Source organism: Thermoproteota archaeon, assembly GCA_003352285.1.
GTDB lineage: Archaea > Thermoproteota > Nitrososphaeria > Nitrososphaerales > Nitrosopumilaceae > PXYB01.
Map to the genome: position 1 here is coordinate 274,312 of QQVN01000003.1, position 15,782 is coordinate 290,093.

Annotated in this window: 19 protein-coding genes; 13 read left to right on the forward strand and 6 right to left on the reverse strand. The window is 34.8% G+C overall.

Annotation, left to right across the window (positions count from 1 at the left end; genetic code table 11):
* Positions 1-16 precede the first annotated feature (16 nt).
* On the forward strand, positions 17-1,651 hold the full coding sequence (locus DWQ18_03175; protein ID RDJ34332.1) for a fibronectin type III domain-containing protein: 1,635 nt from the start codon (positions 17-19) through the stop codon (positions 1,649-1,651).
* A gap of 6 nt (positions 1,652-1,657) precedes the next feature.
* Here the strand turns inward: DWQ18_03175 and DWQ18_03180 are convergent, their stop codons facing one another.
* On the reverse strand, positions 1,658-2,608 hold the full coding sequence (locus DWQ18_03180; protein RDJ33928.1) for a hypothetical protein: 951 nt from the start codon (positions 2,606-2,608) through the stop codon (positions 1,658-1,660).
* Positions 2,609-2,832: 224 nt separating this feature from the next.
* On the opposite strand from DWQ18_03180, the gene DWQ18_03185 reads away from it, so the two are divergent.
* The 4 genes from DWQ18_03185 (at position 2,833) to DWQ18_03200 (ending at position 6,668) form a co-directional block, all read left to right on the forward strand.
* Entirely contained in the window at positions 2,833-3,867 is a 1,035-nt protein-coding gene (locus DWQ18_03185) for a hypothetical protein (protein RDJ33929.1), read from the forward strand.
* A 145-nt stretch (positions 3,868-4,012) separates the two neighbouring features.
* Positions 4,013-4,861 (forward strand): hypothetical protein, encoded by an 849-nt coding sequence (locus tag DWQ18_03190; protein ID RDJ33930.1) that lies wholly within the window; start codon positions 4,013-4,015, stop codon positions 4,859-4,861.
* 142 nt (positions 4,862-5,003) lie between these two features.
* Entirely contained in the window at positions 5,004-5,321 is a 318-nt protein-coding gene (locus DWQ18_03195; GenBank protein RDJ34333.1) for a hypothetical protein, read from the forward strand.
* A 675-nt stretch (positions 5,322-5,996) separates the two neighbouring features.
* The gene (locus tag DWQ18_03200) at positions 5,997-6,668 is read left to right on the forward strand and encodes a hypothetical protein (protein RDJ33931.1); all 672 of its coding nucleotides are present in this window, start codon (positions 5,997-5,999) and stop codon (positions 6,666-6,668) included.
* A 162-nt stretch (positions 6,669-6,830) separates the two neighbouring features.
* Here DWQ18_03200 and DWQ18_03205 read toward each other — a convergent pair whose 3' ends face one another.
* Positions 6,831-7,268: a hypothetical protein gene (locus DWQ18_03205; GenBank protein RDJ34334.1), complete on the reverse strand. Its 438-nt coding sequence runs from the start codon at positions 7,266-7,268 to the stop codon at positions 6,831-6,833.
* A gap of 213 nt (positions 7,269-7,481) precedes the next feature.
* Between DWQ18_03205 and DWQ18_03210 the strand changes: the two genes are divergently transcribed.
* Positions 7,482-8,147 carry a hypothetical protein gene (locus DWQ18_03210; GenBank protein RDJ34335.1) on the forward strand — a complete coding sequence of 222 codons (666 nt, stop codon included), beginning with the start codon at positions 7,482-7,484 and terminating at the stop codon, positions 8,145-8,147.
* A 30-nt stretch (positions 8,148-8,177) separates the two neighbouring features.
* On the opposite strand, the gene DWQ18_03215 is transcribed toward DWQ18_03210, so the two are convergent.
* Complete coding sequence (locus DWQ18_03215; protein ID RDJ33932.1) at positions 8,178-9,539, reverse strand: deoxyribodipyrimidine photo-lyase; 1,362 nt, start codon at positions 9,537-9,539, stop codon at positions 8,178-8,180.
* 271 nt (positions 9,540-9,810) lie between these two features.
* On the opposite strand from DWQ18_03215, the gene DWQ18_03220 reads away from it, so the two are divergent.
* Together DWQ18_03220 and DWQ18_03225 are read left to right on the forward strand one after the other, a co-directional pair.
* Positions 9,811-9,996: a hypothetical protein gene (locus tag DWQ18_03220; protein ID RDJ33933.1), complete on the forward strand. Its 186-nt coding sequence runs from the start codon at positions 9,811-9,813 to the stop codon at positions 9,994-9,996.
* The gene (locus DWQ18_03225; GenBank protein RDJ33934.1) at positions 9,997-10,374 is read left to right on the forward strand and encodes a hypothetical protein; all 378 of its coding nucleotides are present in this window, start codon (positions 9,997-9,999) and stop codon (positions 10,372-10,374) included. It begins immediately after the preceding gene.
* A 7-nt stretch (positions 10,375-10,381) separates the two neighbouring features.
* Here DWQ18_03225 and DWQ18_03230 read toward each other — a convergent pair whose 3' ends face one another.
* From DWQ18_03230 to DWQ18_03240, 3 genes are read right to left on the reverse strand one after another with little or no spacing between them, the layout of a single operon-like run.
* Positions 10,382-11,131: a 2OG-Fe(II) oxygenase gene (locus tag DWQ18_03230; GenBank protein RDJ33935.1), complete on the reverse strand. Its 750-nt coding sequence runs from the start codon at positions 11,129-11,131 to the stop codon at positions 10,382-10,384.
* 26 nt (positions 11,132-11,157) lie between these two features.
* Positions 11,158-11,442, reverse strand: coding sequence for a hypothetical protein (locus DWQ18_03235; GenBank protein ID RDJ33936.1), 285 nt, complete (start codon positions 11,440-11,442; stop codon positions 11,158-11,160).
* Positions 11,439-12,335, reverse strand: a complete 897-nt coding sequence (locus DWQ18_03240) for a transcription factor TFIIB (GenBank protein ID RDJ33937.1) — start codon at positions 12,333-12,335, stop codon at positions 11,439-11,441. The genes DWQ18_03235 and DWQ18_03240 overlap by 4 nt, the downstream gene beginning before the upstream one ends.
* 360 nt (positions 12,336-12,695) lie before the next feature.
* Between DWQ18_03240 and DWQ18_03245 the strand changes: the two genes are divergently transcribed.
* The 5 genes from DWQ18_03245 to DWQ18_03265 all read left to right on the forward strand — a co-directional run bounded on the left by DWQ18_03245 (position 12,696) and on the right by DWQ18_03265 (position 15,780).
* Entirely contained in the window at positions 12,696-13,046 is a 351-nt protein-coding gene (locus DWQ18_03245) for a hypothetical protein (protein ID RDJ33938.1), read from the forward strand.
* A 117-nt stretch (positions 13,047-13,163) separates the two neighbouring features.
* Positions 13,164-13,364, forward strand: coding sequence for a hypothetical protein (locus DWQ18_03250; protein RDJ33939.1), 201 nt, complete (start codon positions 13,164-13,166; stop codon positions 13,362-13,364).
* Positions 13,365-13,366: 2 nt separating this feature from the next.
* Positions 13,367-14,743 carry an NAD-dependent epimerase/dehydratase family protein gene (locus tag DWQ18_03255; protein RDJ33940.1) on the forward strand — a complete coding sequence of 459 codons (1,377 nt, stop codon included), beginning with the start codon at positions 13,367-13,369 and terminating at the stop codon, positions 14,741-14,743.
* Positions 14,744-14,821: 78 nt separating this feature from the next.
* Positions 14,822-15,214 (forward strand): response regulator, encoded by a 393-nt coding sequence (locus DWQ18_03260; GenBank protein ID RDJ33941.1) that lies wholly within the window; start codon positions 14,822-14,824, stop codon positions 15,212-15,214.
* Positions 15,215-15,276: 62 nt separating this feature from the next.
* Entirely contained in the window at positions 15,277-15,780 is a 504-nt protein-coding gene (locus DWQ18_03265) for a DNA starvation/stationary phase protection protein (protein ID RDJ33942.1), read from the forward strand.
* Positions 15,781-15,782 lie beyond the last annotated feature (2 nt).

Consider the following 15,782-nt stretch of genomic DNA (forward strand, 5'->3'; position numbering starts at 1 on the left):
ATTTTCACTGTCCTTTATGATACTAAATAATCCAGTATACGCTCAATCATCAGCACCGGATCCAATTACAAATCTTGCAGCAGTTCCAGGTAATGGCTCAGTGCATCTTGTATGGTCGGCACCAGATAACAATGGCTCTCCAATTACAAGCTACAAAGTAATTCAATGGGTTACGGGTTCTGATACCTTTACGACATTTCCAAATTTGAGTAATACTGCATCAGTTACTGTAACTGGTTTAAAAAATAATGTATCATACAGCTTTAAAGTTTACGCAATCAACTCTGCAGGTACAAGTCTTGATTCAAATATTGTATCTGTCACCCCTACAGCTTCTGCACCTGCAACTGATGTTCCCGATGCAGTAACAAATCTTCAGGCAACAAGGGGAAATGGTAAAGTCAATTTGTCATGGACCACTCCTAACAGTAATGGCTCGCCAATCATAGGATACACTGTAACATATTGGCAAGTTGGTACCGATGCATTCAAAACTAAAAAAATTGATGGTGTAGCAACATCTACACAAATCACTGGTTTATCAAATGGTGTTCCATATGCTTTTAGAATAAATGCATTAAACAATATTGGAACTGGTCCTGATTCAAACGTTGACTCTGCAACCCCGTCTGAATCTGTAACTGCTTCTGCACCAAACCAAGTAAGGGGTCTTGTTGCTGTGCCAAGTAATGGTCAAGTATTATTGTCATGGATAGAGCCCTCTGATAACGGCTCACCAATTACAAGCTATAAGGTAATAGCCAACGAAAAAGGCTCTAACACATTTACAACTTATCCAAACCTAGGTGATTCTACCAAAGTCACCATTACAGGATTAAGAAACGATGTAACCTATGAATTCAAAGTGGTTGCAATAAATGCAATAGGCCAAAGTAAAGACTCCAATAAGGTATCTGCATCCCCAAATACCCGTGTTCCTATTGCAATAACAAATCTCAAGGCTACTCCTGGGGATGGAATGGTAACTCTAAACTGGTCAGTCTCATCTTCTGTTTTGGATTCTATTAGCAGCTATCGTGTACGTGAATACAGGCCAGGTGTAAGCACTTTTGTCACACATGAGATATTGGGAAAAGCAACTACTGCAACAATTGATGGTCTTACAAATGGAATCCCATATGGATTTAGAATTGTAGCTGTCAACTCTGAAGGAATTGGACCTGATTCTAGTACTGTTTATGCAACACCAATGCCAAAACCTGATGTATCAAAGACACCAAGTCAGGTTTTAAATCTCAAGGCAACCCCTGGAGATAAACAAGTTACTTTAACTTGGAACAAGCCTTTTGATAATGGTTCGCCAATAACTGGTTACAACATTATTCAATTCAAGACTGGATCTAACACATTTACAACAATTCCAAAGTCTGATGTCTCGACAAGTGCCGTTGTAACTGGACTAGTAAACAGTGTAAGTTACAACTTTAAAGTTTCAGCAATTAATGCAAACGGTGAAGGACTAGAATCAACTGCAGTTTCTGTCGTACCATCTGCTCCTCAATCTAATCTGCAATTGCCTTCTTGGATAAAAAATAATGCTTTACTGTGGGCTGAAGGAAAGATTTCTGACAAGGAATACGTTCAATCAATTGAATACTTGATTAACAATAAAATCATCAAGATAAAATAATCTACATTAAGCAAAGAACAACGCAAAGAAAATAATTATAATTATTATTGGCATCATCTTTCTCATCTTTGAATTAATTCTCTCTGCTTCTTTTTCCTTTTTGTGATCAATGTAACGCATCTGAATAACCATTGATAGTAAATTATTCAAAAAGAGCGAATATGCAATTATCATGATTTTATCCATCAGTGTGAGATATCCTATGGGTGGAAGTTGACCTGCAGCATTTAGATGTGCAGCAACTGCAGCTAAGAGAGTTGATGCCCCAAGTCCAATTCTTGCAGTAAAGTTTGTCGGACTCATCCAAAATGCTAGCATGGCAATTGTTGTAATTATTAGAACCGGAAATATGGTCTTCAAAAATGATGATAGGGGAAATCTCTCAATGTCTAATGCAAAGACATATCTTGAAAAAGTTGTGTTATCAGAATATTCATGCTCAGTAACATGGGCTTGACTTCCTTTTAGATTCCAGCCTGGAATGTTGACTAGCCCATCTATTCCAGTCTCAGCATCATCTACGACAAATTGTAATTTGTCGATTTCTTTGATTCCCTCAATTTCAATAGTTAATTGCAACTGCTCAAATGGATAATTTTTAAAATTCATATTTTTTTGAAAATTTCCTTTTATTCTTACTTCATAATAATTTGGTTCAATCTTAATTGGGTCTACAGTTGCTTTACCATTCATGAATTCGATCTTTGGTGGTGACTCTACAAAGTTTTCATCATCTGAACTAATCCATAGATAAAAATCCAAATCATATGTGCCCGTTTGCAGATCAATTTTTCCAACATTTAGTATGTATGTTCCAACTTTGTAGATTTTTGGATCTTCTGAATTATCATCTTCTGATTGGGCAAAAGAGTCATTTACAAATAGTGACAAAGAGATCACACAAAAAATCAAACCTACGAAAAAGTAATCATTTTTCTTTAATGTTGGTCTTGTCAATGCTCAGAGACGTGACAACTATCTGAGAATATTATTTTATCTTTTTTAACGAAAAGAAACCTTGAAAAAAAATAGCACGCCACAAACTGCCCGTCATAGACTAATATTCATCTGACAGTGGCTTTCTAATGACTATAACAAGAATTCAAAACGAATCAATCAAAACATTCAATGTTGTTGTTGATCGTCTCACACGTGCATGGAACGAAATATTCTGATAAAAGATGACTAGAACCATTCTATTAGCAATTTTTGCTACAGTAATTTTACTCACCGGCACAGTGGCTACTCCATTAGGAATGTATCAAACAGCTGATGCTGTAAAATCCAAAGGAAATGAATCCACCGTAATAAACTCAAAAAAAGTTTGCGGTGACCGATTATGCTCTGATCCTAAAGCACCAGTTGTAAAAAAATCTGAAAAGAAAGAAGAAACCAAAACAGTGCAAAAAGCAAAAGAAGAGTCTAAAGCTACTACAGTACCTCCTACCAAAGATAACAAGGCAGAAGTAATGAAAGAAGCAAAAATGTCAGAAAAGACAGTATCTCTTACAAAAACTGTTACTGGTACTATGAAATCTTCCAAAGATCCTGGACTTGGACATGAAAATCATCAGTTAGCAATAATTCTCCCTCCAAGCGATAAAGTATATCGTGGGCATCTAACATACACTGCATCTGAACCCGTTCAACTAGTTGCCCTACATGGGCCATTAAAGACTGGAAAGGATAGAGGTCAGCCAATTTGGTCTACTGATGGAACTACAAAATATGGAATGACGTTTGTTGATGACCAACGAGCATCTGGTGTATGGCAATTTGCTGGAAATGCACTTGCAGTACATACCATGAAAAAGGAGCCCTTCACTGTAACCTATTCTGTTACATATACAGAAAATGTTGTTGACAATGTAAAGGCCTTTAGAGGAACCATTTCTTCTGAAAAAGATCCTGGACTTGGACATGAAAATCATCAACTAGCAATGATACTTCCACCAAGTGATAAGGCGTATCGTGGAACATTAACATATGATGCATCTGAGCCGATTCAATTGATCTCATTGATTGGACCAATTAAGGAAGGCGAAATTCATCCTCCAACAACTTGGTCTCCAGATGGAAAGACAATTTATGGTATGATCTTTGTTGATCCAAAGAAATCAGCAGGAACTTGGATTTTCTCAGGTAATGCGTTAGCTGTTCATACAACAAAGACAACACCATTCACTGTAAGTTACTCAGTTGTCTTAACTGAGTGATTTTTTTATTTTTTAAAATATAATTAGAGCAATACTGGTTATACCGCTTTGGTTCGAGGGTACCTATACAGCATGTTATACCAGTTATGCTCGGATGGTTGTTTTATGTGAAATTTTTATTTATTGATAGCGTAACAATTGTGGAGTGCCTAAAGGCATGCCACAAGTTGTTATCAAATTCCAAATAATTCCTGATTATACACTGTCTAATATGCCTAAAACAGAAAAATTCATCGGCAAAAACGCAAACATCGAAAGAATAGCAACACGAATAGAGAATTACCTCACAGAAAACAAGTTTGAAGTGGCATTTTCCCGTGATGTCTCCGGCGAAAGCCACACCTACCTCATCCAGGCCAGAAAATCTGGATTAATCCGAACCGTTTCAGGTTCAAGAAGAAGTACAGATATCACCATATCTGGCCAACCAAATAACTTTGAGATAAAAGTTGGAACAGGGGAGTGGGGTAAAAACTTGGTAACTTCTGCACCATTGTTTGTGATTCCTTTAGTGGGGATTGCAACTACTGTAACAAAACTATACACTGCAAAGAAGTTTGAAGACAATCTGTGGTCTTTTGTAAAAGATCAAGTAAAATACCTAGAAAATACTCACACAAAGGATCAAACAAATCTTAAAGAATACCCATGTGAATATGTAGAGGGATATTCTGAATGGAAGTCTCCTATCCGTGATTGCAAGTTGTTTCTTGAATATAACTCTGGTAACAGTTGTATTATACTCAAGACTTCAATTGAACAAGGACTAAAAATTCCAGCAACAAAAATTGAGAGTGCAAAGATTATCATGAAAAGATCAAAAGAAAATACTGATGATCGCATGATTCAGATCACTTTTAGAGATGATCATGACAAAAAGCGCAGCCCAATCTTTAACTTTGATGATGATATCATCAGAGGAGTATTAGCTGGAATTGATGAGCTAGTTAGTGAGACAAAACTTCAACAAATGACACTAGCAATTAAACACTAGTTCTTTTCTTTTTTATTTTTATTTTTTTTCAAGGCATGCCACATTTACTACGACATCATCAAATAATATTTTCATTACGTTACCTTGATAACATTTGATAAAGGTACAACAAATCTCAAAATATCAAAACGGTTGTGAAAAAATTCTACAAATACCTGGAGTACGTTTTGCAGCCTTGATAAACAACAAAGGAAGAATAATCAGTGGAGGGATAAGCGAGAAAGTGATTCCATACGAAAAAGACGAAGAAAAGAGAAATGTTTTGTTTATGGAAATTGCACTTGATCTAACAATGCGAAAAGAATTCACAAATACCTTGGGCAGCATACATGCTATAGTATCATATCGTGACAGAGTCAACATTATAACAATCCCTCATGATGAGAACTTCATTCTTTTGTCTGTAGAGCCAGAATTAGATTCTCAAAAAATTATAGAACTAGTTAGAGAATTAGTATAATTCTGGAATTTTCTTTTTTTCATGCCTAATTTTAGTATTTTTTAGGCATCATTTAGTCAATTAAGGCATACCACAAGTTGCACGGTATGCACTAATATTTTCTTCACGTAATAGTACCATGAGCCAACTACTCTTTAAATCAAGGCAACCCCAGCATAAAGAAACTCTGGTTGAAAGCATACCAGTAAAAGAAGGGCAAAAACTTTACAATAAATGCGTACTTTGTTCAGGCCTAAAACATGTCATGTTGACATGTGGTATATGTAACAAATCAATAACACTGCAATGTGGACGTTGTGGTAAAGGATCTTGGTCTGAAGAAAACCACAGTAATTGTGTGTAAACAAAGCAAAACGTGTTGAATAGAATTGGTTTCGATTTTTCAAGAAACCATCTTCAGTACGTTGAAAATTTTATAATTCGTGATTTAAATAGAAATTGAAATAGAAATTGAAATATTTTAAACAAAAATAACATCTGAACTAGTAACCTAATCAATTCATGTGCTAGTCTAGAATTATTTCTGACATACAAATTTCCACAACATTGATTTATAACAATTCAATCAGGCACGATGAATTAATTATAACGAAATCATAATACATCTAAGCATACCGCAACATCAAAATAATTTTTTAATAATTTTTTATCCATATGCGCAATCGGTGAATTACAATGTACGACACGACCGTATATCAAAACATCTCTGGTTCATCAGATTCTTTTTTAAAAAAATTTGATGGATATAGAAAACTTACCAAACCAAATCATAAAAAATCTATACCTGTTTTGTTTGGTATGATTATGTCCCTGATGGTAGGGGGCATGACCATCCTGCCTGAGAATGCCTACTCCGAAGAGCAAAGTTCAATTGACCAAATACGACTAGAAGCAGAAGCAGAATTTGCAAATGAAATACAAAAAGCCAAATCAATCCTTAATGAAATTAAAAACAATCCCAACTCTAATGAGCAAGACATAGAGCTAGCAATGATTGAATACAAAAAATCCGTAGCAATTGCAAAACAGATTAGAGACGAAAAAATTCAAAATGCTCAATTGACTCTGGAAAAGATTTCTACCGTCCCTAAAATTAGCCTTGCAGATGCACGAAAACAACTAAAATTAACCGTGGATACTGCCCATGAGCAATTACAAAAAGCAATAGAATCTGCCAAGTCTGCTTATGATTCTGCAATTAGAGATGCATTGGGAGACAAAGGTCTTGAAAAACAAGCTGAATTAGAATATGAATCAGCACTCAAAACTGCCAAAGAGACATACAACAAAATAGTGTATGAGGCAACCAAGCAATATCAGAAAATGAGAGACGTCATCAATGTATGAGATACCTCTCTCATCTTTTCACTTTTTATGATATGGATTTTGTTTCATACCAAAATTTCTTACAATTATAACATTGCATCTTCCATTTGCTAGAATCATCCTGTCTTTTCATATCTAGCATCCCAAAATCCCTTGATCCGCATGTAGGACAACCCTCATCTCTCATTTAGAATCCCTCATTCTTTTTGAATAATCATAGGAGAAAATTCTCTTTGGGGTAATCTCTATTGCTACTTCATTCTCAGCGTTTTTTCTCAAAAATTTTGCCAACTTTGATTCTTTATTCTCCAAGTATCTATCAATTAATTTATTCAAAATTTCGACTCCAATATCACTCCTAATTTTTGCTACTCCGTATCCTCTAATTCCTCTGTATGGAGGAGTATCAGCAGCAATCTCAAATGCACATGAGCTATTATTTTTCAAATATTTGACAATCTTTGCTGATTCTTGTGTAGCACAACACAACTTGCCGTCTACACAAATAAACCATAATGAAAGTACACAAGGAAATCCATTTGGCATTATACAGGATAGTCGTACTGGTATCTTTGTACTGTTTATCAGAGAATCAACATCTTTCTGAACTAAAATTTGCAATCTAATCCTCCAAAACTCTCCTAGAGTAACAGTAATCACAGGACCAATCTTCAAAACTTTTTCCACATTCTTTGCATCTTTGAATTGTTATCAGGCTCATGAATAAACAACTCCGTTCTAGTATATCAATAGTGATAAAACAAGTAACTAGTGCCAACTTTGATTCATTTCTTTTTCATATATTAACTAAAAATACAATTTTACAGTATGAACATGAAGATTCTTGTTTTACTCATAGTTTTGTTTGGTTTTGCCCTCCAACCTGCATATTCTCACAAACCGATTCCTTCTACTGATCAAAATACTACATTAGAAAACGCACTATTCATATCAGATCATAAGATATCCTGGGTAATTTTTGAGACTCTAAATGCTAATCAGAAAAAATTCTATACGTTTGAAGCAAAAAGTGGCGAGTCGTTTTATTCAAGCATAGTAATTCCAAATCTTAAACAATATGAGAATTACAAACCAAATCTTGCTTTGATCAGTGCCACAGAAATTCCCGACTCTGATGACATTGTTAAAATAATTCAAAATGCAGGATTGGTTTCAAAGTACGAGGGACCAATACCTGCAAATGAATTCTATGAGCCATTTGGCCAAGCAACATATTGGGAACGTCAAGAAATTAACATTACAATTCCACAGGATGGAAAATACTATCTAATAGTCTATGATACGCAGGGGATGAAGGGCAAATATGCACTAGCTGTTGGAACTATAGAGGATTTTTCAGCCGTTGATTTTTTTACCGTATTGCCAATGGGTTGGTTTGAGACAAAATATTTCTTTGAAGATTACCTGTCCCTGTTGATTCCTATTCCGATAATTTTGTTTATTCCGGCACTGTATCTTGTAAAAAAAAGAATTAGCTAAATTCAAAGAATTTTATAATTTAGACTTTGATTAATTGGAAAGTTTTTTGAATACTTGTTTTGTATGTTCTGATTCTTCTCTATGATCAAGCATCGGTAATGGATATGAATTTTTTATCTCTGATTTGTCCCAATTATGAATGTCTTTTTCAGAAATATCCTCAAGTTCTGGAATCCATTTTTTGATGTACTTGCAATCTGGATCGAATTTTTTTTGTTGCATCCATGGATTGAAAATTCGAAACCATGGTTGGGAATCACATCCGGTTGACGCTGCCCATTGCCAATTTCCAACATTTACTGATGGGTCGTAATCGATGAGCTTTTCTGCAAAGTATCTTTCCCCCCACTTCCAATTAATGTGAAGATCCTTTGTTAAAAATGACGCAACAATCATTCTAACTCGATTGTGCATGTATCCAGTTGCATTCAACTCTCTCATTCCTGCATCAACAATTGGAAACCCAGTCATACCATTAGCCCATTTTTCAAAACTCTTCTTATTGGTACTCCATGGAATTTTTGAATACTTTTTCCTAAATGATGAGCCAAATGTGTAAGGATAATAATACATTATACTAATGAAAAAATCCCTCCAGAATAACTCACTGATTAATGTATGATCCTTTCCTAACTCATCTGCAATTTTATGATAAATCTCCCTTATGGAAATTGTTCCAAATTTGTTATGAGCAGATAGGTGTGTTGTGGCATCCAGATACGGATAGTTTCTATCTTTACCATAATTTTTGAATTTTGACATGTTTTTTAGAATTTTTCTTCCTTCATATGTTCCGCCCTTTATAGGAGAATCTGTCTTAGGATGCTTTTGTGAAATTTCTTCCAATGATAATTCTGACTTTTTGGAAATGAAATTCTTATGTGTGAATTTTTGAGGCTTTCTTACTTGGAGTAAATTTGCTTTTCTAAAAAACTGAGTAAAAACTTTGTAGGGCGTTCCTTGTGCAGTTCTAATATGTTCAAAATTCTGTATTGTCAAATCAGCTAAGGAATTAAACTTGACATTTGTTTTCTTGCAAATGCCATTGACTATGCTGTCTCTTTTTTTACTTGATTTAGTATAATCTGAATTCACAAATACTGCATCAATGTCATTTTCTTTGAGTAATTTTTGAATGATCTGTGGATATGTTCCCTCAAAAATATGCAGTTGAGTTCTTTTCTTCTTTAACTGAGCATCTAAATCAATTAACGACTCTATCAAAAATCTTAATCTGAACCTTGATTTTTTAAAGTTCTTCAAAATTTTTGTATCAAAGATAAAACATGGTAATACGGAATCTGATTCTTTGCATGCTGCCAAAAGAGCTGTATTATCATCCAGTCTAAGATCCCTTCTAAAAAGAAAAAGTGTTTTTTTAAAATTTTTCATTTTATATTCCTGGGTTTTTGAAATAAAAAAAATTACCGTGTACCTACAAAAAATTTGTAAATAACACTAGGCCAGCAATTAGAGTTCCAATCATAACTGCTGCAATTACTCCAAAGAGTTTCTTTCCACTTATTGGTTCTTTTTGTTTTTGCATACATCTGTGCATTTTTCATTGCATATATACTGGTGACCAATATTACATCTAGTGCCAAATTAGCACTAGTCTATGTTCATTCCTTTTCTTAAATATTGAAAAATTCTTTTTGAAACCATGGCAGAAGAACAAGAGTGGGCAAATTTGCTAGCAGAAGTTTTTGACAAACTAACTGAGAAACATGCCGCTATCACCTACGTATTTGATGATCTTGAGATGTCAGGTAAGGTAGAGCGCGGAGGCAAACATGTCCCAACAGGAACAGTTTCTCTCAAAGGGAAGCTAACTATTACAACAAAGTAGGTGAAGGAGAAAATGACAAAATCTAATCTCCAAGCCAATTTTTTGATATCTCTATCAAAGGGTGATCTCAAAATTCAGTGTGATGATCAACCTGCGATTAATTTTTCATCTTCAAAAAATATCAGAACAATTGATATTCTTGATATCCCGATTAAGGTCTCGGGAAAGCCCGGTGTAATAAAGCAATTAAGCGAAGCAAAAAGCCTTGCAAAAAAACTACGTGAAGAAAAGGTTACTTTGGATATAAAATACAAGGGTGATTTGGTCTTAAGATTAGGGGAAAAGGCAAATCCAAAGCTTGCAAGAATTGTTACACTCAGCAAAGACATTGAAATCACAGATTTGAAAAAACTCAAAGAACTTGGTAAAGCATTTTAAAAATAATTTATGACCAAGTTAAAATTTCATTTTTTCCCGGTAAAAATCCACCAAACATGTTCAAAGTAATTCGTGTTTTTTTACCTGATACTGGCTGTATTCTATGATAGAAATTTGGGTTGATAATTATCAAATCTCCTTTGATTGGTTTGATTTTGACTGATCCCGTATTTGGTTTTATGACTCTATCATAGTATCCAAAATCTATTTTTCTGAACCTTTCATCTGTTTTTTCCCACTTTTGATGAAATACTTGTAATTCTCCTCCTTTATCTGATGACTGAAACGGTAAAACAAATGATATTTGATTTTCAAGACTGCATACATCAAATCCCGGTGCCTCAAAACTTACATTGTCTCTATGTAGGGATGAATTTGATTCATTGTTATGAGTCCTAATTATCCCACATGCATATTTTGAATCATTTTCCTTTGCAATGTCTATGCTGTTGATTTTGCCAATTTTTTTTATTTCTTCATGGATTTTTTTTCTAGGATCTTCAATGCCTTCAAAAATACTTTGAATTAAATTCCGAATAGAATCTGCTCTCCTAAAGTATTCTTCTTTATCATTACGTAAAGAAACCAACGATACCCCGATTTTACTATTATAAAATTTCTTTTTTGAAAAATGATCTAAAACTCTAGTTGAAACGATATCACACAATTCTTTTGAATAAAAATTTTTTAGAATCAATGCAGGAGTTTTCCCTTCTTTCACTAGGCATAATGCTCTTTCTGAGTCTTCATCATCCATCGATTGAATTATGGGATTCCACAATTCTAGTATCCGCCTTGTCCGGAATGTGACACATCTGCAACAAGTAAATTGTCTTTCTTTTCTTTTATTTCACATTTTACAAATTGGTTCATCAGATTTTGTTCTAAAGTGGCAACGGATCTCTGATCTGATTCAACAGGAATACTTACAATATCTGTCTTGTCAATTTCTACTATCTGAATTTCCGGGTAACCTTCTTTGTTAGAGTCTTTTTGATGGGTCACATTTAGCTCAAAAGTATTGTCTGACAAAATTTTTACAACATTTCCCCAAATTATATCTGTCAATTCCTTGCCTCCATTTTATCTGCGACTTGTTTTAGTAATTTAGCTCTCTCTCTAATTGTTACTGCACTTATTCCAGATGCATTTGAAATATCTGTTTGGGATACTGATTCTGCATATTTTGCAGTAGCCAAGTACACCGAAGCTGAGGCCAGTCCAACTGGGTTTTTGCCTTCACACATTCCTAATTTCATTGACTCTGCTAGGATGTCTATTGCAAGTCTTCTTGATTGCTCTGATGCGTTTACCTGATAGGATATTTTGTTGACAAAGTCAGTTGGACTAAAAGTCTCTGGTTTGATGTCAAGCTCCCTTAGTAGCATTCTGTATATTCTCTGCAATGACTTCTTCTTGATATTTGCGGCTTCAGAAATATCCTGAATAGAGCGAGGAGTATTGCTTAATCTGCAGGCCAAATATACCAACGAGCAAAGAATCTCTGCAGTAGATCTTCCAACAAGTATCTTTTTTGTAACACTCTTTCGATACATGAGGGCAGATTTCTGGACAACAGACTCTGGGAGTGATAATTTTGTCTTGAGTGAATCTAAAAGAGTAAATGCCTTAGAGTATGATGCGTTATGTGATTTACTGACTGAGCGTTTGTCCCAAATTCTTAGTCTGTGAAATATTCTTTTATTCTCTCCATTAAGAAATTTTCCAGTAGAGTCTTTATTTACACTCCCAATTAATGTAGAAAGTCCCATATCTGCAAATTTAATACTTGTGGGTGGACCGGTTTGATTTATTTCAACTCCATCATCATTTGTTTTAAAACTAGAAATTACTTCCATAGGCTTTTCATTAATGACAGAGCCACAGTTTTTACAGTTGACTTCGCCTGTACCGTAATCTGTAATTAATTCTAATCTGCCACAGTCTTCTTTGTGAATCATTTTTTTGCCTCACTCAAAAAACATAGTCGTTCCACAGTTTTCACACGACAAACTAAATTCTGTTTTGTCCACCTCGTCATATCCACAATTGATACAGATTTTTACAGATCTGTTAACAACAACATGATCCTCATCATCGTATTTTTGTGCGAAAACATGTGACGTGCTCATACTTCCATAATGCTCTTTCATTTATTTAAAACAGAATCAATTTTTTCACTAGTGCCAAAATAATAATTCTTGATGATTTTTTCTTCCTGATTTTTTTAGTTTCATTACTTTGTTGGCAGCATGAATTCCTAACAAATTATTTTAAAACTATGAAGTACCCAGATTCTTTATGAAAGGTTGTGAAAAGTATTGCCTCATGTAGTATTTGATAAAAAAATTAACCTAGAAGAACTATTTGAAAAATTTAACCCCATAATGCAAAAAGAACCATGTTTGATAAAAATTACAGAGATGTATATTGATAATGAAAAGCGAAAGATGCTTCTTCCAACTGTTGTTATTGATGAAAAGCACCAGGATTTTCTAATTGAGATTTCAACCAATGAGCAAAAGACCACTGTACGCTTGTACCCTAGGACAGATCCTGAAAAGACTGATGGAGTAAAATCCTCATTGGGGCTTGTTGCATCATTCATTGATAAAACAATTCCTGGATTGAATGTTTCAAAGACAAATATCTCCGATTTTATTCCTAATTAGTTAGGCACTAGATACATTTATTGGCACTAGTTTATATAAAATAAACGCAAAATTTCATCCATGAAACAAAAACACATCCAAAAAAATCCTCTGACTAAACATGGGGGGCAAATTTAGATGGACAAGATGCTAATTGGCTCTGGAACTGCACTCTTGGGACTTGGCGCAGGCTTTTTTGCTGCAGGAGCATTTGATCCCAATCTAATATCTGCATTCCAAACCGGAGGAGTACTTTGGTTAGTAATCGGTGGAATAACTGCTGGTCTAGGACTAAAGGCTAGGAAAACAAAGATTGCAAAACTTGATGCGATGAGATAAAAATGGAGCTACAGTCTACCCAGCAACACATGCAAACAAAGCCTTACAACATTCTTGTTACTGGGGCAACTGGATTTATTGGTGCCCGACTCATCAAATCTCTTTCTGAAAATAATTATACCGTCAAGGGAATGTCTAGAAGAAAACTTTCTGATGAAAAAAATGTAAAGTATGTACAGGCAGATGTCTTTGATATTGATTCTCTAACAAGTGCTATGCAAGGAATTGAAGTTGCATTTTATCTGCTTCATTCAATGGAGGGAAGCAAATCTGATTGGATGGATTTTATCAAACGTGAAAAAACTCAAGCACAAAACTTTCTAAAAGCTGCAACTCGTGCAGGAGTAAAAAGAATAATTTATCTTGGTGGACTTGTAAATGACAGTCTTGATTTGTCCCCTCACATGCGAAGTAGAAAAGAAGTAGGGGAAATTTTAGCATCTGGAAGCATTCCTGTAACTGAGCTTAGGGCGTCTTTGATTATTGGGGCCGGTGGAGGCTCATATGCAATGCTGCGATATTTAGTCGAACGACTTCGAATAATGGTCTGCCCAAAATGGGTAAAATCACTTGCACAGCCAATTGCAGTAGATGATGTGGTATCCTACTTAGTTGGATGTATGGAGCATCCTGAAACTGCAGGAAAGATTTACGAGATTGGTGGACCTGACTTGATGACATACGAGGAAATAATGAGATCATACTCTGCGTATTTGAACAAAAACTTGTTTGTAATTCAAATTCCATTTTTAACAACAAGACTTTCATCTTATTGGGTGGATTTGATTACTCCAGTAAAGGCTTCTTTGGCAAGGCCCCTAATTGATAGTCTTGTTCACGATACTGTCGTTCAGGATGATTCTATTACCAAAATTATCCCATTGCGTCTAAAATCCGTTCGTGAATCTATAGATATTGCAACAAAGGATATGGCAAAAAATCCTCCAACTGCTGAAATAATTGAAGAGCGTTCCAGTTTTAAGATTAATCAAAACATTCTTGTGGTTTCCCTAATTGCACTTGCAATTGTTGGCTCAAGTTATTATTGGCTAGATGACAGGGCAGATGTCTTTAATCCAATGTGGCTGCTTGGCTCTACAATCTGGTATGTTACAATTATTGCAGCAATAATTTTTGTTAGAAACAAAACTAGGCTTGGCTATTTTATTGCAGGTGTCTTGTCTTGGGTTACGTTGGCATTTTGGTTGTTTGATAACTATTATGTCGTCTTTCAAATGTCGTTAATAGCTCAACAACCAAATGAAATGATGACAATTAGGAACTTTATTGGAATCGCAATAGCTTCACTGACAGTTGTTGCCTCACATAATCTATTCCATAAAGTAATCCGACATCAGTATCGTGGGAAACCCATCTAATACCTAATTTTTTCAATTTTATGTATGTAATCGAATTACAAACATCTAGATATTATTTTAAAATCTTAATTCGATTCATTGACTAGTGTGATACTAATTGATGACGAACCTGCCATAACTGAAACATGGGAACAGCTATTTCATGCAAAAGGCTTTGATGTTTTGGGCCATGCACGAAATGGGGATGAAGCCTTTTGTCTCTATAAAAAATCCATGCCTGATTTTGTAATTATGGATATCATGATGCCTAAGTTTGATGGTGGATACGGGATCGAAAAAATAAAAACTTATGATCCTGATGCAAAAATAATTGTAGTTACTGCCCATCATGAAATGCAACTTGCAGAAAAAATTCTTCGTTATGAACCTGTAGCTGTAATCTTCAAGCCCAACGAGATGGATTTTCTTTTTGAAATAATTAAAAAATCAAAATACGGTAAAGCAATGTTACAAGACAGAATTTATTATTAATTTTTTTAGCACTAGATTGTTTTCATATAATGCATAAATATGAAAATTGCAGCTAGTACATTATGGCACAAAAAATAGACAAAATGATTGAAGATGACGTAAACATCGGACTGCAAGAAAACGACCGTGAAGCAGTGATATCAATGCTGACAAAACTTTTAGCTGACGAATACGTTTTAGTTACAAAGACTAGAAACTATCACTGGAATGTAATTAGTCCACACTTTAATGACTATCACAAATTCTTTGAGGGTCAGTATGATCAGCTTGCAGTATTCATAGATGATGTGGCAGAACGAATCAGACAACTTGGCGGAAAAGCAATTGGAACATTGGAAGAGATGAAGTCTCATTCAAGATTGCAAGAACAGCCAGGCGTTTATCCTTCTGATACTCAGATGGTAAAGAATTTGATTACTGATCACGAGTCAATCATTCAATCCTTAAGAAAAGACCTTGCAAGATGTGACGAAGAATTCAACGACATGGGAACAAGTGACTTTCTTACGGGTCTTATGGAAAACCATGAAAAGATGGCTTGGATGCTTCGAGCAACCATTCCATAATC